The following is an 18812-nucleotide window of genomic DNA, read 5'->3' as shown; positions in this document are numbered from 1 at the left end:
ATCTACTCCTTCAGAACAGCTTCGATATATTTTTCCGGATTCAGCAGCGTCTCGGCCGCTTGATCTACGTAAGGCGACACCCATTCTGTACCCAACCCGAAGAGAAGGGACAGCAAGAGAAAAATAGCTGCCGGATAAAGAAGTCCTTTAGCTGTTCGATGATTTGGTTTTGGCGTTTCTTTTTCTTCGCCCCAAAACGCATGTATAAAGATCCTCAGCACAGAGTACAGTACGAGCAGACTCGAAAGCAGAATCAGCATGGATATCGTAAATTCACCTTCTGCGAAGCCGCCCTCTGCAATTTTAAATTTGCCGACAAATCCGCTCAGTGGCGGAATGCCTGCAAGAGAAATAGCAGAAATGAAAAACATCCATCCAAGAACAGGATAGCGTTTGATCAGCCCGCCCATTTTATGCAGGTTCGCAGTTCCAGTCAATGCGATCAGCGTACCCGCCAGCATAAACAAAGCGCCTTTAATCAGCATATCGTGAATCAGATAGTAGATCGCGCCCTGAATGGATGCGGGGGTGTGTACTGCCACACCGAACAAAATCACGCCGACAGCGGTAATAATGTTATAGATCACAATTTTCATGACATTCGAATAAGCGAGTGAACCGATCACACCGAAAATCACAGTCAGCGCCGCCAGCCAAATCATCAGCTGATGGGTAAAGGCTGTGTCGTGAATAAAAATCAATGTGAAAACCCTCGCAATCGCATATAACCCGACTTTTGTCAGCAAAGCGCCGAACAACGCGGAGATTGCTGCCGGTGGCGCGTAATAAGAGCCTGGAAGCCAAAAGTAGAGGGGGAAGATTCCGCCCTTCATGCCAAATACCAAAAGCAGCAGGACACCAATCACAGTGATCAGCCCGGTTTGTCCTGTTTCGCTGATTTTCACGCTAAGATCCGCCATGTTTAACGTGCCGGTTACAGCGTATAAAAACCCGACCCCTATGACAAACAGGGCAGACGATACGATATTAAATACAATATATTTAAGGGATTCCCGCAGCTGAATTTTTGTGCCGCCTAATACAATCAGCATATAGGAAGCAATAAGCAGAAGCTCAAAAAATACGTACATATTAAATAAATCGCCTGTTAAAAACGCTCCGCTGACGCCGGCAAGCAAGAACTGAACGCCGGAGTAGTAAAAGGAGCGCTCCCGTTTTTCACCGATAGAACGGAAAGAATAAAGCCCAACCAATAAACCGATGATCGCTGTTGTGAGAACGAGAAGGCTGGCGAATTGGTCTGCGGCAAGCACAATGCCGTACGGCGCTTTCCATCCGCCTAAGCTGAGTGTCTGGATACCTTTTGTGAAGACAGTCTGTACAAGTATGCCGCTAATCACAATCCCGATGGCCGATGCCGCCGTGCTGAAGATTCTCATGAGCATAAGATTCTTCGCCATGAAAATCAGAAGAATAGCCGACAAAAGCGGGATCAGGATTGGCAAAATAACAAAATTATTCATGTTGATCATTTCCCCTCATTTGATCCATATCATCCGATTTCAATTCCTGATAAGCGCGAAAGGCCATGACGAGGATGAATGATGTAACGCCAAAAGAAATGACAATTGCGGTCAAAATCAGGGCTTGCGGAAGCGGATCGACAAATGATTTGGCATGCTCGCTCAAAATCGGAGCGGCGCCTTTCTTTAATCCTCCCATAGTCAAAAGCATTAAATGAACGCCATGGCTTAACAGTGCTGTTCCGATAATGACGCGAAGCAGGCTTTTAGACAGCAGCAAATACGTAGCAGCCATAAAAATAATACCGGCTAATACAGCCATTAAGATTTCCATTATTCTTCCTCTCCAATCGTTTGAATAATGGTCATCGTTATGCCTACGACAACAAGATAAACGCCTAAATCAAATATCGTCGCTGTGGCGAGCTCCGTTTTCCCAAGGATCGGCAGCTGAAAGTATCCGAATGTGTGGGTTAAAAAAGGAGCTCCGAAGACAAAGGAGCCAACGCCTGTTAATACAGCGAGCAGAAGGCCGGCTCCCGCGACATAAATGAAATTGACCGGCAAAAGGGAACGCACGGTTTTTAAATCATATGCCAGAAGCAAGAGAACGATGGAAGAGGACGTGATCAGTCCGCCGACAAAGCCTCCTCCGGGCGCGTTATGCCCTGATAAAAATAAATAGAAAGAGAAAAGCAAAATGATAAAGGATACAAGCTTTGTCGCGGTTTGAAGAATCAAGTCATTTGTTTTTTGTTCATTCACCGCTTTTCCCCTCCTCTTTTACTTTTGTTTTAATCATGCTGTAAATGCCGAGAGCGGCTATCGTTAATACCGTAATTTCAAACATTGTATCAAATCCCCTGAAATCAACAAGAATGACATTGACGACATTATCTCCTCCGCCGAGATCGTGGCTGTGTTTGACAAAGAAGGACGCAATGCTGTCTTTTGTCCGCTGGCTTGAGGATGCGATACCGAGCAGAGTAACGATAATACCGACGCCTAAAGAAATGATAAAATTCGTCATCCGGAACGTTCTCGTTTTTGTTTTCAGCCTCAGTTTCGGCAAGTGGTAGAAGCAAAGCAGAAACAGTGCCACAGAAATCGTTTCAATGACGAGCTGAGTCAATGCCAAGTCCGGCGCTCTGAAAATGACAAAAAACAATGCAAGTGTATAACCGACAACACCGAGTGCAATAATCGCCGTCAGTCTTGACCTAGCAAAAACAGTCGCCACTGTGGCGCTGATCATGACAAGCGTCAAAATGATTTCGTATACGCCGATTTTAGCCATGCCTTCCGTTTTAAATGAAAATCCGCCTTTAATGGCAAAAGCTCCGCCTATCAGAATGATGAAACCAGCGAAGATATACAGCAAATAATCTCTTAAAAACCCGGTCATATATTGTTTTGTGACCCGGTAAGAGCCTTTCTCCATCAGAGTCAAAAGCTTATCGTATAACCGGTTGAGTGTGAGTTTCGAAGGAAACAGTTTATAGATTCCCTTCCACTTATTCAGCGACAAATAACCAATTGTTCCGATCACAACAATACCCGCAGTCATGAGCAATTCCGTTGTAACCCCATGCCACTGTGAAATGTGAACGTGGAATTTCTCATGGCCGTCCAGCAGTGTCGGATAGATTGAGTTCATCGCAGGCTCTATCAGGCTGTACGACAATATATTCGGGAAAAAGAAGAGACTGACAGCCAAAGCGACAAGAATGACCGGTGGTACGAGCATGCCGACAGGCGCTTCGTGAGCCTGTTTTTCAAGCTGTTCAGGCTGGTAACTTCCTCTGAATGTTTTAAACAGCAATTTCATGCTGTAGATAAACGTAAATACACTTCCGATCCAGGCGAGAACAGGGAACAGAACGCCCCATGTCTGCACGTTGAACAGGTCGAAATGTGTCACGCGAAGCATGCTTGTGAAAAACATTTCTTTACTCAAAAATCCGTTAAACGGCGGTAGGCCGGCCATTGAAAATGTCCCGATTAAGGAAATGGTAAATGTAATCGGCATAATCGCCATCAGGCCGCCTAGCTTCCGGATATTCCGTGTGCCTGTTTCGTGATCGATAATCCCGACTGCCATAAACAAGCTTCCTTTAAAAGTAGCGTGGTTGATTAAATGGAAAATGGCAGCCATAGCGGCAACTGTATAATATTCTGTATGGCCGTAATGAAGGGCCGCAGCACTGACTCCGAGCATGGAGATGATCATGCCGAGCTGGCTGACGGTTGAAAACGCCAAAATCGATTTTAAATCAGTTTGTTTCACGGCATGGAATGAACCCCAAACCATCGTAAAGAGGCCAACGAGGGACACGATCCAAAACCACTGAGCTGAAAAGGCGAAAATAGGACTGAATCTCGCAATCACATAAATGCCGGCTTTTACCATAGTGGCTGAATGGAGATAAGCGCTGACAGGCGTCGGAGCTTCCATCGCGTCAGGGAGCCAGATGTAAAAAGGAAATTGCGCTGATTTCGTAAAAGCCCCTAATAAAATGAGAATCATAGCCGGGATAAACAATTCGTGGCCGGCAATTAATTGAACCTGATGAACCATCTCTCTAATACTGAAGGAATCCGTTATCAAATAAAGGAGAATAAATCCGCCGAGCATGCACAGCCCGCCGCTGACCGTAATCAAAAGTGATTTGGCTGCGCCATAGCGCGACTTTTCCCGCTTATACCAATAGCCGATCAGCAAAAAGGATGAAAGGCTTGTAAGCTCCCAGAACATGTAGAGAACCATGACATTGTCTACTAGAACGACGCCGAGCATGGCGCCCATGAACATCAATAAGTAGACATAAAAGGGCCCAAGCTGTTCTTTTTCTTTCGATAAATAAAAAATGCTGTAAAGAGTGACTAAAGAGCCAATGCCTGTGATCAGTAAGGCGAATAATAACCCGAGGCCGTCTATATAAACGGTAAAGTTAATGCCGAGTGACGGAATCCACTCTAATACCGATCGAAGTGTTTCTCCAGATTGTGTCATCCTGATCATTGGGAGAAAGTATATAAACAGCAAGACGGGCAGGATCAACACAAACCAGCCCGTATGCACTCTTTTTGCGTATTTTGCCAAGAAGGGAATGATAAAAGCAAATAAAAAAGGCGATAAAATAGCAAGATGTAAGAGCTGCAAAGATAAGACCTCCTTTTCTCGTTCTCAATTGAAAAATGCGCTATGTATGAAATATACGGTCAAACGACCTAGTCCAAATTATATCGCACTTTTCTGCAAGCTGCCACGCTTCGAACTGCTGTAATGGGTTTTATGAGTTCTTTTGACCTCAAAATAAGTCTAACAAAAAAGAGGTTATTTGTATATTTAAAATCAATCCTGATCAAGCTGAAGGAAAGGAGCTGGTCATGTGAAAAGAAAAGTCGTGATGTGCTCAGGTTTATTCTGCTCAGTATTTGCAGGGGCATTCATGTTGAATCAATATGACGGGCGCAGCGGTGTGGCGGCTAGTGATGAGTGGGAGCTGTATTTACTGGAGCACCACCTGTCAGCCAGAATGAGTGAGACGGAATCAAAGGATCTGCCGTTTGGTCCCCGAGAGTATATTCGGATTGTGAATAAATAAAAAAAGAGTTCCGCATAAAACGGAACTCTTTCTGTTTATGAAGTGAAAAAACGAAGCAGCACTGTCGCGCAAATAACTGTGCCTGCACCGCCGAGACGGGTTGAAATTTGGGCAAACGGCATAAGGCCCATTCTTCCTGATGCCGATAAAATGGCAACATCACCCGTTCCGCCGAGGCCGCTGTGGCAGCAGGTAACGATTGCGGATTCAACCGGATACATGTTCATCAGCTTGCCTACGAAATATCCAGAACCAATCATCGCGATAACAACTGAAATACAAATGATGACAAACGGAATAGAAATCACAGACGCTACGTCATCCAACGGAATAAAGAGGATGCCGAGACCGACCATCAGCGGCCATGTAAAGCTTGAAGAAATAAACTTATAAAGCTGGTAAGCGCCTTCTTCCATTTTTTTCGGAAGAATATTCGCATACTTGACAGCCGCAGCTGAAATAATCATTAAGATCGCGCCCGGGATGAAGATGAATTTCTCCAATAACCCGCCAAAAATAAAGAATGTACACGCGAGCAGAACTCCTGCTCCCATTAGTTTAAAATCAATTTTTGCTTCGGCTTCTTTTTGATTGAAAATCTCATTTGCTTTTTTAGATTTTACGAGACGTCCGTTCCCATTTAGATCTGGACGCTTATCGCCAAGCTTTTTCATTAAGGCTGCACATATGATAGCAAAAACGTTTCCTATAATTGCGGCTGGAACCAGCTGAGACACAAATACATCAGCGGATGAGCCCAGTATTTGTGAATAGGCGATTGAAAGCGGCAAAATTCCTTCACCTATTCCCCCGGCAATAATTGGGACAACAACAAAGAAAAAGGAATCATAGGCACTATAGCCAAAAATAAATCCGACAAGGATGCCGGCTGTAACGGCCGCGATCGTTCCTGCAACCAGTGGAACGAACATTCTGATAAACCCCTGTATTAAAACAATTCTGTTCATACCGAGGATACTTCCCACAACAAGGCAAGCGATATAGAAATAAAGGAAGTTAGACGTTTTCATCAAATTGGTTACAGCGTCTAAAGATGTTGAATTCAGTACATTGTAAAAGACTAAAAATGAAGGAACAAACAAAGATAAAATAGCAGGGCCGCCAATATCCTTCAATATCGGTATGCGTTGGCCTATGTCTCCGAGAAACACACCAAGAATCATAATGATGGCAAACCCGCCAAGCATATTTGCCGGCAGCTCATTGTAATAGGCTGCAAGAATAATAATAACAGCTAATACTGTGTATAATGGCAGAGGAATCACACCGATTTCCCAAGACCAGATTTTTTGAAACAGGTTTTTCCCCTGTGAGTCTTTTTGCTCAGGTGAAATTGTCCCCGTTTTTGGAATTGCTCCCATGTCATACACCCCCATGTATTGTTTGTTACAGTCTACAAGAAAGCGTTAACACTTCATATTTTTTTAAGTTAAAAAACTAATAAACAATTAAAATAAGGGGGTCTTTTGGATTAGAAAAATCCCTGAGAATCGTCTTCCCAGGGGAGAATGTTTTATCTTTTTCCTTTAATATAAGGCACGCCATTGGCTTTTGGCGCATCTGCCCGCCCGATAAAGCCGGTTAAAGCGAGAATCGTTAAGACATAAGGAGCCATCAGCATATACACATTTGGTATGTCTTTAAAAAGAGGGAGCAGCGATCCAATGATGCTTAGGCTTTGGGCGAATCCGAAAAACAGGGCGGCCCCCAGTGCTCCGATCGGATGCCATTTTCCGAATACAAGCGCTGCCAGGGCGATAAAGCCTTGCCCGGAGATGGTAGAGTGCGTGAAATCAAGCGCAATTGTGGAGGCATATACGCCGCCGCCGAGACCGCCGAACAATCCGCTGATCATCACGCCGATGTAGCGCATTTTATATACGTTGATTCCCATCGTATCGGCCGCCATCGGATGCTCTCCGACAGAACGGATACGAAGGCCGAACGGCGTTTTGAACAAGATAAACCAGGAAATAAAGGCAAGTGCTATTGCAAGAATAGACGTATAATAGACATCCGAAAAGAAGATCTTTCCCAAGACGGGAATATCGCCCAAACCGGGGATTTTCGTCTTATAAAAAGGCTCTGGAATTTTGTCTGTCTGCGCTTTGCCGTAGATCAGTTTGACGATAAATAAAGTTGCCCCAAGCGCCAGCATGTTAATGGCGACACCGCTGACTGTCTGGTCGGCGCGAAACGAAATCGCCGCTGCCGCGTGAATCAGTGAAAACAGGGCGCCTGCTGCCATGGCGGCAAGGAGCGAAAGCCAAGGTGCGGCGGCACCTAATTCCGGACCAAAAAATAAATTAAATAACACGCTGGTGAACGCCCCGATAATCATGAGGCCTTCTAGACCGATATTTACCACACCTGATCTCTCGGAAAACACGCCGCCGAGAGCAGTTAAAATAAGCGGGGCCGCATAGACGAGTGTGGCAGGGACAATGATAGATAAAATCTGCACAATGTCCACTTAGTTCGCCCCCTTTTTCTTCAATTTGCCCATGACGAAACGAATCGCATAGCTTGAAGCCACAAACAGAATAATAATGGCAATCACAATATCAACGACCTCTGATGGAACGCCTGATTCAATCGGCATATTTAATGCGCCGATTTTCAGCCCGCCAAGCAGGCATGCTGCCAGTACAATGCCGACGGCTGTGTTTCCCCCGAGAAGAGCGACAGCGATACCGTCAAAGCCTACGCCGGTAAATGCGCCTTTCACTGCTGCGTATTCAAATGTTCCTAGGCCCTCCATGGCTCCGGCAAGGCCTGCAAAAGCGCCGGAGATAAGCATGGAGGTCATGATATTCTTCCGCACGCTCATGCCGGCATACTGGGAAGCGTGCTGGCTAAACCCGACCGCCCGGAGCTCAAATCCCTTTGTAGTTTTGTTGATGATAAACCACATGATAACTGCTCCGAGAAGGGCAACGATGATTCCCAAATGCAGCCGTGAGTAATCGGTGATCTGTTCAAGAAAAGGAGAGCGGAGGGAGGCGGATTCGTGAATTTTCCCCGTCTTGTCCTGATGATCTGTCAAAACGTTTGAAATGATGTAATTGGTCATGTGCAGCGCGATATAATTCATCATAATGGTGACAATGACTTCATGAACGTAAAATCGCGCTTTCAAAATGCCGGGAATTAACCCCCATAATCCTCCTGCAGCTGCCGCTGTAATCAATGCGAGCGGCAAGTGAATATATGCCGGTCCGTCAAACGCCGTACCGACCCAAACCGCTGCTGTCCAGCCGACGAGCAGCTGGCCCTCGACGCCGATATTAAAGAGTCCGGTTCGGAATGCAAAGGCGACAGCCAATCCGGATAAAATATAAGGCGTAATTTGCCGGATTGTTTCTCCGACATAATAGATTTCTCCGAATATCCCATTCCACAAAGCCGAATATCCGCTGGCCACACTGTAGCCGCTCACAAGCATAATCAACGCGCCGGCCGCAAGACCAAGGATGATTGCGGTGAGCGGCACGAGTAAATGAGAGAGTCGTTTAACCATTTGCTTTCCCCGCTTCCTTTTGTGTGCTTCCGGCCATCAAGAGACCAAGCTCCTGTTCAGTGGTGTCCTGCGGGTTAACGCTGGCGATAATGCGTCCTTCAAAAATAACGGCGATTCTGTCACTGAGATTCATAATTTCTTCAAGCTCAAACGAGAGGAGAAGAACGGCCTTCCCGGCATCACGCTGCTCAATGAGCTTTTTATGGACAAATTCAATGGCTCCGACATCAAGGCCGCGAGTCGGTTGGGCGGCGATTAATAAATCAGGATTTCGGTCTACTTCCCGCCCGATAATCGCTTTTTGCTGGTTTCCGCCTGACAATGCCCGCGCGTGTGTATATTCATCCGGCGTTCTGACGTCGTACTCAGTGATCAGGCTGCATGCTTTTTTGTACATTTCGCCTTTATGTAAAACGCCCAATGCTGAATACGGCTTTTTGTAATAGCTTTGCAGCAGGATATTCTCTCCGATTGGAAAATCAAGGACGAGACCGTGTTTATGGCGATCCTGAGGAATATGCCCGATCCCGGATTCAGTGATTTTTCTTGGCGTCAGGTTTTGGATCTGTTTTCCGTTTAAGGTGATTGTTCCTGAATCTGTTTTGCGGAGTCCTGTCACCGCTTCGATCAGCTCTGATTGCCCGTTTCCGTCGACGCCGGCTATGCCGACTATTTCTCCCGCTTTGACAGAAAGAGACAAATCTCTGACTGTCTCTATTCCGCGGGTATCTTTTACAGTTATGCCGTCAATCGCAAGCACTTCCGCTCCCGGCTGAGCAGCTCTCTTTTCGGTTTTGAACGATACCTCACGGCCGACCATTAGACTGGCGAGTTCGTCTTGGTTTGTATCACGGACATCAAGGGTTTTGATGCCTTTTCCTTTACGGATAACCGTAACGCGGTCACAAATCTCCATAATCTCTTTCAGCTTATGGGTGATTAAGATGATGGACTTCCCTTCTTTGACCAGGTTCTTCATAATTTGCATCAGTTCCTTAATTTCATGAGGCGTCAAAACAGCCGTCGGTTCATCAAAAATCAGAATGTCGGCACCGCGGTAGAGGGTTTTTAATATTTCTGCGCGCTGCTGCATTCCGACTGATATGTCAGCTGCTTTTGCTTCAGGATGGATCTGCAGGCCGTATCGATCGGAAATGTCCTGCACCTCTTGGCCAGCACGCTTCCGGTCAATTCTGCCAAACTTCTTTGGCTCTTTCCCGAGAATAATATTTTCAGCAACTGTAAAGGTGTCAACAAGCATAAAGTGCTGGTGCACCATTCCAATTCCAAGGTCATTCGCTTTGTTCGGGCTGTTGATGTGCACCTTCTCGCCGCGCACCCGAATTTCACCCCGCTCCGGCTGATACAGTCCGAAAAGGACATTCATCAACGTTGATTTCCCCGCCCCGTTTTCACCGAGCAACGCGTGTATTTCGCCTTTTTTGACTTGAAGAATGATATTATCATTGGCGACGATACCAGGAAACTCTTTACGGATATTGAGCATTTCAATGACATATTCCATTGATTGACCGCTCCTTTTTTCAAAATAAAAGAAAAACAAGGGATAAGGGCTCGACCTCCTTATCCCTGCGATTCTTATTCAGCTTTGAAGGTTTTCAGCTCTTTCTCGGTTGCCGGGACTTCCAATCCGTCGATGATTTTTTTCTTCCATTTATCGACCGCTTTGATCACATCATCCGATAGATTTTGTTTAGATGGAGAAATGCCGACTCCGTCTTGATCAAGCCCGTAGGTAAGTGTTTCGCCGCCCGGGAACTTTCCGTCGCTCGCTTTTTTCGTTACATCTTCAACGACTGTATCTACTTTTTTCACCATGGAAGTGAGGGTGACGTTATCATCTGTTCCTTCTACCTGGCCTTCTGCGTATTGGTCTTTATCGACACCGATGACCCAGACATCGCGTTTTGGATCTTCTTTTTTCAGGTTTTTCGCTTCAGTAAAGACGCCTGTGCCAGTGGCGCCCGCAGAGTGATAAATAACATCTACGCCTGATTTATACATGCTTTCGGCGGTTGCTTTACCGACATCGGCTTTATCGAACCCCCCTGCGTATTTCACTTCTACAACGGCTTTAGGGTTAACTGCTTGCACGCCGGCACGGAAGCCGACCTCGAATTTTTTGATTAACTCTGATTCCATGCCGCCTACAAAGCCGATTTTTCCTGATTTGCTTGATAGGGCTGCGGCCACTCCGACGAGAAATGAGCCTTCCTGCTCTTTAAACGTAATACTTGCGACGTTGTCTTTATCGACAACAGCATCTATAATCGCAAAGTTTGTATTTTTGCGCTGGTCAGCAATTTCGCTGATTGAATCCTCCATTAAGTAGCCGACGCCGTAAATTAAGTCAAAATTCTCACGCGCCAATTTATTTAAGTTCGTTGTATAGTCTGCATCTGATTTGGATTGAAGGTAGTCGTAACCGTTTTTGCCTTTTTTCAGCCCATTCTCTTTCCCAAAGGCTTGGATGCCTTCCCAGGCTGATTGGTTGAACGATTTGTCATCCACTCCGCCTACGTCAGTAACCATCGCCACACTGAATTTGTTTTTGCCTTCGCCTGAGCCGCTGCTTTTTTCGCTGTTTCCGCATGCTCCTAATATGGTGCCTGCTGCGATCACAAGTGACATCGCCAATCCGATTTTTCGTTTATTCAAGATATAACCCCCCAGAAAAATTTGGTTCAAAGCTGATCCGGCCAGTCATGTGATGGGCTGTCCTGAACAATTTCTTATAATCGATAAAATTTTCTGATAATAACAAATGGAATGCGCTGAGACAGTTCTATTCTTCCCTGAATAAGCGTGGTGTGAGTATTTCCTTCGAAAGGCGGGGAAGAGAAGGATGCGGAAGGCGTTCCGGGCGGAAAACCGTGACATCGTTTTCTGAATTAAGACTTATGACTTAGTTTTTCGGGATCAACTTACCAATCATAATTTATCATTTAACTAATAAGAAATAAATAGAATTTCGCATAATTTTTTAAAAAGTATCTATTTTTAGAATTGTTTGCTTAAAAATGTTGAAAGGCCCTTTGTTATTCTTGTATAACTTAACAACAATAGAATCAAGCATTTTGGCAAGAGATATGACAGGAAAAACGCACTGCTCAAAGCAAGCAGTGCGTTTTTCTTATAGATATTGCTTTATTCCGTTAAGGTTACTGTTGTTGACGTTGTACTGAAACACAGGTCTTCCGATCGTTCCGTACGCCATTTCTACATTCAGAACCTGTATATCTTCAAGAAACTTTAAGTATTTTCGTATGGATACTTGAGAGATTTCTGTGTGCTTTGCCAAGTCTTCTGTCGTAAAAGATTCATTTTCAAATGACTGGATACTGGACCAGATCAGCTTCAGCGTGCTTTTTGTCAGGCCTTTAGGAAGCTGCACTTTTTCTGTTGCTTCTTTCTTTTGAAAAAGCTCGGCGTCCAGTTCTTTTTGGCTCATGTTGCGATGGGTTGAATACACCTTTTGTTTTCGTCTGTAATCAGACAGAGCCGTTTGGAATCGTTCAAATTCAAATGGTTTGATTAAATAATCAACAGCTCCGTACCGAAGTGTTTTCTTGATCACGTCAAGCTCGCTGGCCGCTGAGATGACAATCACGTCAACCGCTTCATTTTGGGCTCTCAATTCCGTCAGCAGTTCCAGCCCGTTTTTTCCCGGCATATAAATATCAAGCAAAATGAGGTCGATATGATGCTCGCCTAAAATATGCAGAGCGCTTTGAAAGGAAGAAGCGATGCCTTTCAGCTGAAAGCCATCTATTTGGCTTAAATATCGTTTATTTAATTCACCCACCATGGGGTCATCTTCAACTATTAGTACATTAATCATGATTTTCCTCCTTCGGTTCGTACGGGATGCGAATACTGAATGTCGTTCCTTCATTCTTTTCGCTTGTGAGGATCATTTGGCCTTTTAAATTTTCGATGCTTTGCTGTGTGAAATAAAGGCCGAATCCCCGGTTTTTGCCCTTTGTTGAATAGCCTTGTTCAAATACTTTGGCTTGGTCTTCTTCGGACATGCCTGCTCCAGTATCGGTAATTTCAATATCAAGTATGCTGTCATGGAAGCGCATGGACATGGTGATTTGTTTTTTCGGCATATCGGCAACGGCGTCTAAGCCATTGTTGATGAGATTTCCGATGATTGTAATGAGCTCATGGATGACAGAAGGGTCTGCCGCGTTCGGGATGACACCGTTGCATTCAATATCAAGATTTGCGCCCTGCTCACGTATAAAGCTTTGCTTTCCGAGCAGAAAACCGGCCAGTACGGAGCTTTTGACATCATTTATAATTTCACTTGTTTCTGATTTTTGCTGTATGGCTATATCTTTAATATAATCTCCAAGATCATCATACTCTTTCAGCTGGACGAGACCTAATATCACATGCAGTTTGTTCATAAATTCATGAGACTGCGCTCTCAGTGCGTTTGCATACATTTTAACACCGGAAAGCTGTTCAGCTAAATGTTTTACCTCGGTCTTGTCGCGGAATGTTGCAATCGCTCCGACAGTTTGTCCTTTCAGCTGGATAGGAACTTCATTAAACACAAGCTCCAGCCCGTTAATGCGGACGTCTCTGTCTTGAAGAGGTTTTTTGGTCTCAATGACCTTTTTCAAGCGGCTTTTCGGCAAGATGTCATCTACATCCTGATCAATGGGATTTGTGTTGATGCCCATTTTGACGAATAGGCGTTTTGCTTCCGCGTTGGCAAGTTTAATTTTGCCATGTTCATCGACAGCGAGTATTCCTTCCTTCGTCGATTCCAGCATCGCGCTCCGTTCTTCAAGCAGAGTCGCAATTTCATAAGGTTCAAGTCCGTACATGATATTTTTCACTGTACGGGCGACGATAACGGCTCCGATCACACCGACGAAGATGCTGACGCAAATAATAAAGTAAAGCGGCCGTAAGCTATGGCTGATCACTTCATCAATTTCATTTACGGTGATGCCGACCGCGACTGCACCGACTTGTTTTCCATTCTCCGCGTAGACAGGGACGAACGCTCTCTGCGATTTCCCGAGCGTGCCAGAGGCTGTGCTGATATGGACATGCCCTTTTAATACCTCGGACTCATCACCGCCTCTGAATTTTTTTCCGATTTTGCTCGGGTCAGGATGAGTTTTGCGGATACCGTTCATATCCATGACGACAACAAATTCCGTGCCGGTAATTTTCTGAACCCGCTTTGTGTAGCTCTGCAGTTCCTTTTGTTTTTTTCCGCTTTCTAAAGCAGCGGCTGTCATCGGCGCCTCAGCTACCATTTCAGCAGTCTGCAGCGCAGTGGCCTTTTCCTGATCTCTAATTCGTTTGGTGGTTTGGGCACCGACTGTAAAAAACGTAATGAGCAATGCGATTAATACAACGATACAAACAAATATGGTGAGTCTGGTTTGCAGTTTTAATGTTTTTTTCATATAAAACTTCCTTACGTTTTATGATTCCTGCGTACTACTTTACTCTCAAAATGCTGCTTTGTGAAGATTTGGGACCGTAATTCGTAAAAAGGAGAAAAAATGGAATAATTTATCTTGTCAATGTGTTTTAAGTCCTCCATAATAAATGAGGTAGATTATAGAAAGGGACTTTTTTATATGAAAAATACTTATTTGACAGGATATTTTCCGCTGATTGCGATCCTGCTTTTTAGTTCGTCCTTATCCATCTCAACTTCACTTTATGCGTTGAAGATGCTGTCTTCATTTGGAATGTATGATGGAATGCTCGATTATTTTTCAGAGAAAGGAATCAGGCTTGCGTTATTTGCTGCCTTTGCACTTTTATATTTTATGGTTCTGTCCGCTCTGAAATTAATTGCAAATACCGTGACCGAGCTGTCATTGCTGTTTTTTGCTAATGATCCGGAAGGGAACAACCTGAAAAAACTCAGAATGGGTTCCATGATTTATTTGGGCGGCGGAATCTTATCCTTTGTGCTCTTGCAAAATGTCATTTGGATTGTGATCTGGTTTGCGGTCGTCACGCTCGCTTACTTTGTGTTTACCGTATACCGGATTTATTCGACGCTTTCTCTCATGTCATTAGTTGGATTCATTCTATTGGAACTGCTGTTTTGGTTTACCTTTGTTATCGGTATTCTGTTCATATTTATCAAGCTTTATAATAGCATAATGGCTAGCTTACCTGTGTAAGCTAGCCATTTCAGCGTTTGGTGGTCAGATTTGCGCTTCGTGCTCTATACGCAATGAAACGGCGGCTAGATTCTCAGGTTTCCGCCGTTTCACATCCAATGCTCGCTCTTCATCGACTTCAAAAGTTTTCAATCACGCTGAAAAGATGACAAAATCCTAAAACGAAGCCGTTTTAGGATTTTGTCAACAATCTGTGATGGCTAGCTTCCTAGCCATTTTTTATTTACGGTAAAAATCTTTTTTTAATAGAAGGGGAGGGGAGCATACATTCATTTTTTTTGCCAAACCACTTATAGCGGTTGTTGGCAATGAAAGAATAGACCATATCTCTGACAGGCTTCGGCACTGAGAAAAACAGGACGAAGAGCCGCCATGGGCCTCGCAGATGCCTGAAAACCTTAATGGCTGCAGTTGACTTTGTGTACACTTGGCCGTCTTCAATAAAGACAAAGCTGTCAAACCGATCAGTCGGAAGCCCGCTTTTTTTCAGCAGGCTCTGTCCTGTTTCCGACTGCAGCGATGTGAAAGAAATCAATCCGTCCGGATCACGTTTAATGATAAACTGCACGGCGCCATTGCATAAATTGCAGACACCGTCAAACAGCAAAACGCGATTTGGAATTTGTTCTGAAGTCACTCCATATCCCCTCCGATCCTTTAATAAGCCGCTTGCAGCGTTCCTTTCCAGATGGAAAGCTGAGGGCTGATGCTGTGAAGATATTCAACGCTGGTCGGTGTGTCCTTTCCGACCCAGACACCCATTGTATACGTATCAGTCAGGCCGACAAACCACATATCGTGATAATCATTTGATGTTCCGGTTTTACCGCCGATGTAAGGCGCATTGAAATATGCTTTTTTCCCTGTTCCGCTTTTCACAACGGAAGACATCAGTTTTTTCAGCTGCATGTTCGTGCGGACGCTGAATATTTGAGTCGCTTTATCATTCCATTTATAAAGCGTTTTTCCTTTAAGGTCTGTCACCTTTGTAATCGCATGGCTCGGCGTATAGCTTCCGCTGTTTCCGAATGTCGTATAAGCCTTTGTCATCTCAAGAGGCGTCATGCCGTTTGTAAATCCGCCAAGCGCCGCCGGAAGAAGATAGTCACTGTCGACAAGTTTGGCAAAATGATACGGCTCAATATAACTGAATGCCTTTTGGATGCCGACGCGGTCGAGCATTCTAATAGCCGGGGTATTATATGAATTTTTAAACGCCGTATCAAGCGTCACTGTGCCGTAAGTGCGGTTATTGTAGTTTTGCGGACAGTAGTCTTTGCTGCAAAACTTGCTGGCATCAATGGTGCTGCTTGTTGTCGCGCCGGTCTGTTCAATATAAGGGCCGTAATCAAGAAGCGGTTTAATGGATGAACCCGGCTGCCTGTACGCCTGGTAGGCGCGGTTAAAGTCATATTTTTGATAGTTTTTCCCGCCGGATAGAGCGATGATTTGATGCGTCTGGTGATTAATCACAGCCGCTCCGCCCTGTACGTCCGCATACGGGAGCTTGGAATTCATTTGTGCCACAACTTGATTTTGCATATACGGATCAAGTGCAGTATAAATTTTCACACCGTCTTTCATCAGCGTGCTGACTCTTGCGGACAGCTCGTTCTCGATCTTTTCTTTTTGTTTTCCTGATGCTTTTTGAAGGCGTTTATCAAAGCCTTCTGATTCAGACACCAGCTGAGTGAATTCATCATTGACGTAGGAAACGTAGTCAGGATATTTGTCTTCTCTTTTTTCAACATCCAGTTTGATTTTTTGTTTTACGGCTTTTTTCAGCTCTTTGTCCGTAATGACCCCGGCATCTTTTAGCCCTTTAAGCAAACGTTCTTGACGGCTTTTCGTGTAGTCAAAATGCTTGAGAGGATCATATAATGTAGGGTTATTAGGAATAGCACAGATAAAAGCCATTTCTCCCACTGTGAGAGATTTCAGCGGTTTGCTGAAATAGAATTGAGCTGCTGAACCGACGCCGTAAACACCGTTGTTGAAATAAATGGTATTTAAGTAAGCTTCAAGAATTTCATTTTTCGTATATTTTTTCTCCAGCTGATAGGAATACGCGAGCTCTGTCAGCTTGCGGCTGAAGGAGCGTTCGTGGCTCAAATACAAGTTTCTTGAAAGCTGCTGTGTGATGGTGCTGGCACCCTGGTCAATTTTCTTGTCTTTTACGTTAGAAGCAGTAGCCCGCACCATTCCCATAAAGTCAAAGCCTTTATGCTCGTAAAAATGGCGGTCCTCAGATGTTAAGAAAATCTGTTTGACTTCCTCGGGAATCTTGTTAAATGGAACGAGCACACGGTTTTCGTGGTCGCTGACGATTTCCGAGACAAGGGAGCCGTCCCTGTCATACATGTAGCTGTTCTGAACAAGGCTGATGTCTTTCAGATCAATATTTTTATCAAGCACCTGATCCAGGGACTTCATTTGTTTTACTTCTTTTCCGGAAGCGATAACTGTAAATGCAAACAATGGGATTATGCAAAGGAGCAAAATCCATCCGATTATTTTTCGTAACATGGTCACTCTCTTTTCTCCTAAATTCTAGCCATATCGTACCATTCTTTTGAGATTACGAGAAGGTTAAATTTAGAAGATTCCTCAGTTTTTTCTCGGAATCAGCTTGCTTTGGCATAAGAATCTTTCCGAAGTTTCTGCATGATCCAAAGCATGCAGGCGCCGGCGAAAAAGAGAAACGCTGTGACGTAAAAGGTGGCCGAAATGGTAAAGTGGCTCGATATGATTCCGCCGAGCAGAGGCCCGAGCACGTTTCCTAAAAAGCGAAAGCTGACATTGTAGCCGAGAACTTCACCTTGAATGCTGCCGGGAGCCTGAACGCGGATCGCTGCCGTAATGCATGGCAGCAAACCGCCCATCGCCATTCCGAATAAAAATCTGAAAACAAGGAGCACGCTGAGTGAGGACGCGAGCGCCTGCGGAATAAAAAAGAAAGAGGCGGCGAGCAAAAGTCCGATTAAAATGCGGCGGTGGCCGTAGCGGTCGCCCAGATCACCCCATTTTCTAGCCAGCAGCAAACTTCCGAGCCCCGTTGCTGAAAATGCCATGCCGGAGAAAAAGGCAAGATTGACAGGTCCGTGCAGCTCATTTACATATAAAGCGAGCAGGGGCTGGATACTGAAATTGCCTGTTTGAATCAGCATGGTTAACAGCATCATGACCCACAGCGCCGGATGGTGAAAAATATAGGAGAGCACTTCTTTTCTCGAGTAAGACGTTCGTTTGGCTGTTTTCTCTGCAAGAGGCTTTTCTTTGACACCAAATAACACGAGAAGAACAGACGAGAAAATCACAAAGGATGTGATAAAAAAGGTATACGTAAAGCCGAAACGATCAGCAAGCATGCCTCCCAAAAGCGGGCCGAACAAGCTTCCGGACACTTGCCCCATTTGCAGCGTGCCAAGTGTTTTGCCGGCTGAGCTCTTCGGAGTCTGTGCCGAAATCATCGCAAGAGATGTCGGGATGAATCCGGTTACAAGACCCATTGCCATACGCAGAAAAAACAATTGGTACACCGATGTAACAAAGCCCATGAAGAAAATGCTGAGGGCAATGCCCGTTCCGGTTGCCATAAGGATTTTCTTGTATCCGCGTTTGTCTCCGAACCGTCCCCAAAACGGGGATACCAAAAACGCCATGAGAAATGTAATGCCGAACACATAGCCGCTCCACCTTTGCACAAAGCCGTTTGAAAAAGAGCTGAGCGTCTCAATGTATAAGGAGAGAAAAGGAACGATCATCGTTGTGCTAGCGGAGACAAAAAAGTTCGCCAGCCACACAATGACAAAGTTTTTCTTACGGATAGAAATAACATCACCTTCTTATTATTTCGGGTTCCTTACTAATTATAAAGAAACGATTCACAATTTAAAAGAAACGAAGCGGCTGGGAAAATTCATTATTTTTAGAAAATGAAGAAATGTCGAGAAGGGGAATTGATATACTATAAAGATAGCATTTTCTG

General features: G+C 44.8%; 17 protein-coding genes. 3 read left to right on the top strand and 14 right to left on the bottom strand.

Annotated features, from left to right (window positions below; genetic code table 11):
• Positions 1 to 2: 2 nt before the first annotated feature.
• From NYE49_RS16140 to NYE49_RS16125, 4 genes are read right to left on the bottom strand one after another with little or no spacing between them, the layout of a single operon-like run.
• Positions 3 to 1484: a Na+/H+ antiporter subunit D gene (locus NYE49_RS16140; protein WP_174616586.1), complete on the bottom strand. Its 1482-nt coding sequence runs from the start codon at positions 1482 to 1484 to the stop codon at positions 3 to 5.
• Positions 1477 to 1818, bottom strand: a complete 342-nt coding sequence (locus tag NYE49_RS16135; protein ID WP_003220730.1) for a Na(+)/H(+) antiporter subunit C — start codon at positions 1816 to 1818, stop codon at positions 1477 to 1479. Before NYE49_RS16135 ends, NYE49_RS16140 begins: the two co-directional genes overlap by 8 nt.
• Positions 1818 to 2249 carry a Na(+)/H(+) antiporter subunit B gene (locus NYE49_RS16130; RefSeq protein WP_003228819.1) on the bottom strand — a complete coding sequence of 144 codons (432 nt, stop codon included), beginning with the start codon at positions 2247 to 2249 and terminating at the stop codon, positions 1818 to 1820. Before NYE49_RS16130 ends, NYE49_RS16135 begins: the two co-directional genes overlap by 1 nt.
• Positions 2242 to 4647 carry a Na+/H+ antiporter subunit A gene (locus NYE49_RS16125; protein WP_047183106.1) on the bottom strand — a complete coding sequence of 802 codons (2406 nt, stop codon included), beginning with the start codon at positions 4645 to 4647 and terminating at the stop codon, positions 2242 to 2244. Before NYE49_RS16125 ends, NYE49_RS16130 begins: the two co-directional genes overlap by 8 nt.
• A gap of 229 nt (positions 4648 to 4876) precedes the next feature.
• Here NYE49_RS16125 and NYE49_RS16120 point away from each other — a divergent pair, with 229 nt between their 5' ends.
• Positions 4877 to 5092: a hypothetical protein gene (locus NYE49_RS16120; protein ID WP_015483630.1), complete on the top strand. Its 216-nt coding sequence runs from the start codon at positions 4877 to 4879 to the stop codon at positions 5090 to 5092.
• A 35-nt stretch (positions 5093 to 5127) separates the two neighbouring features.
• On the opposite strand, the gene maeN is transcribed toward NYE49_RS16120, so the two are convergent.
• The 7 genes from maeN to maeL form a co-directional block, all read right to left on the bottom strand.
• A complete protein-coding gene (maeN, locus tag NYE49_RS16115) occupies positions 5128 to 6474 on the bottom strand; it encodes a sodium/malate symporter MaeN (protein WP_015483629.1) in 1347 nt (448 codons plus the stop codon).
• A gap of 152 nt (positions 6475 to 6626) precedes the next feature.
• On the bottom strand, positions 6627 to 7586 hold the full coding sequence (gene nupQ / locus NYE49_RS16110; protein ID WP_014480697.1) for a guanosine ABC transporter permease NupQ: 960 nt from the start codon (positions 7584 to 7586) through the stop codon (positions 6627 to 6629).
• Positions 7587 to 8633 (bottom strand): guanosine ABC transporter permease NupP, encoded by a 1047-nt coding sequence (nupP, locus tag NYE49_RS16105; RefSeq protein WP_047183105.1) that lies wholly within the window; start codon positions 8631 to 8633, stop codon positions 7587 to 7589. It lies immediately after the preceding gene.
• Positions 8626 to 10158: a guanosine ABC transporter ATP-binding protein NupO gene (gene nupO, locus NYE49_RS16100; RefSeq protein ID WP_047183578.1), complete on the bottom strand. Its 1533-nt coding sequence runs from the start codon at positions 10156 to 10158 to the stop codon at positions 8626 to 8628. The genes nupP and nupO overlap by 8 nt, the downstream gene beginning before the upstream one ends.
• Before the next feature lie 74 nt (positions 10159 to 10232).
• The gene (gene nupN, locus NYE49_RS16095; protein ID WP_015384509.1) at positions 10233 to 11312 is read right to left on the bottom strand and encodes a guanosine ABC transporter substrate-binding protein NupN; all 1080 of its coding nucleotides are present in this window, start codon (positions 11310 to 11312) and stop codon (positions 10233 to 10235) included.
• Between the two features lie 475 nt (positions 11313 to 11787).
• The gene (gene maeM / locus NYE49_RS16090) at positions 11788 to 12495 is read right to left on the bottom strand and encodes a two-component system response regulator MaeM (RefSeq protein WP_014477821.1); all 708 of its coding nucleotides are present in this window, start codon (positions 12493 to 12495) and stop codon (positions 11788 to 11790) included.
• Entirely contained in the window at positions 12488 to 14089 is a 1602-nt protein-coding gene (maeL, locus tag NYE49_RS16085; RefSeq protein WP_015384507.1) for a two-component system sensor histidine kinase MaeL, read from the bottom strand. Before maeL ends, maeM begins: the two co-directional genes overlap by 8 nt.
• A 177-nt stretch (positions 14090 to 14266) precedes the next feature.
• Here maeL and NYE49_RS16080 point away from each other — a divergent pair, with 177 nt between their 5' ends.
• Complete coding sequence (locus NYE49_RS16080; RefSeq protein ID WP_003228837.1) at positions 14267 to 14824, top strand: YufK family protein; 558 nt, start codon at positions 14267 to 14269, stop codon at positions 14822 to 14824.
• A gap of 223 nt (positions 14825 to 15047) precedes the next feature.
• Here NYE49_RS16080 and NYE49_RS16075 read toward each other — a convergent pair whose 3' ends face one another.
• From NYE49_RS16075 to NYE49_RS16065, 3 genes are all read right to left on the bottom strand, one after another.
• Complete coding sequence (locus tag NYE49_RS16075; protein WP_047183104.1) at positions 15048 to 15461, bottom strand: thiol-disulfide oxidoreductase DCC family protein; 414 nt, start codon at positions 15459 to 15461, stop codon at positions 15048 to 15050.
• A gap of 20 nt (positions 15462 to 15481) precedes the next feature.
• A complete protein-coding gene (locus tag NYE49_RS16070; protein ID WP_010886602.1) occupies positions 15482 to 17356 on the bottom strand; it encodes a transglycosylase domain-containing protein in 1875 nt (624 codons plus the stop codon).
• A 92-nt stretch (positions 17357 to 17448) separates the two neighbouring features.
• Positions 17449 to 18627: a multidrug efflux MFS transporter gene (locus tag NYE49_RS16065; protein WP_015251341.1), complete on the bottom strand. Its 1179-nt coding sequence runs from the start codon at positions 18625 to 18627 to the stop codon at positions 17449 to 17451.
• Between NYE49_RS16065 and NYE49_RS16060 the strand changes: the two genes are divergently transcribed.
• Complete coding sequence (locus NYE49_RS16060; protein ID WP_003243502.1) at positions 18560 to 18763, top strand: hypothetical protein; 204 nt, start codon at positions 18560 to 18562, stop codon at positions 18761 to 18763. The genes NYE49_RS16065 and NYE49_RS16060 overlap by 68 nt on opposite strands.
• The last annotated feature ends 49 nt before the right edge of the window (positions 18764 to 18812 follow it).

Source organism: Bacillus sp. FSL L8-0358, assembly GCF_038593095.1.
Classification (GTDB): Bacteria; Bacillota; Bacilli; order Bacillales; family Bacillaceae; genus Bacillus; species Bacillus subtilis.
This window is presented reverse-complemented; position numbering and strand designations above follow the sequence as displayed.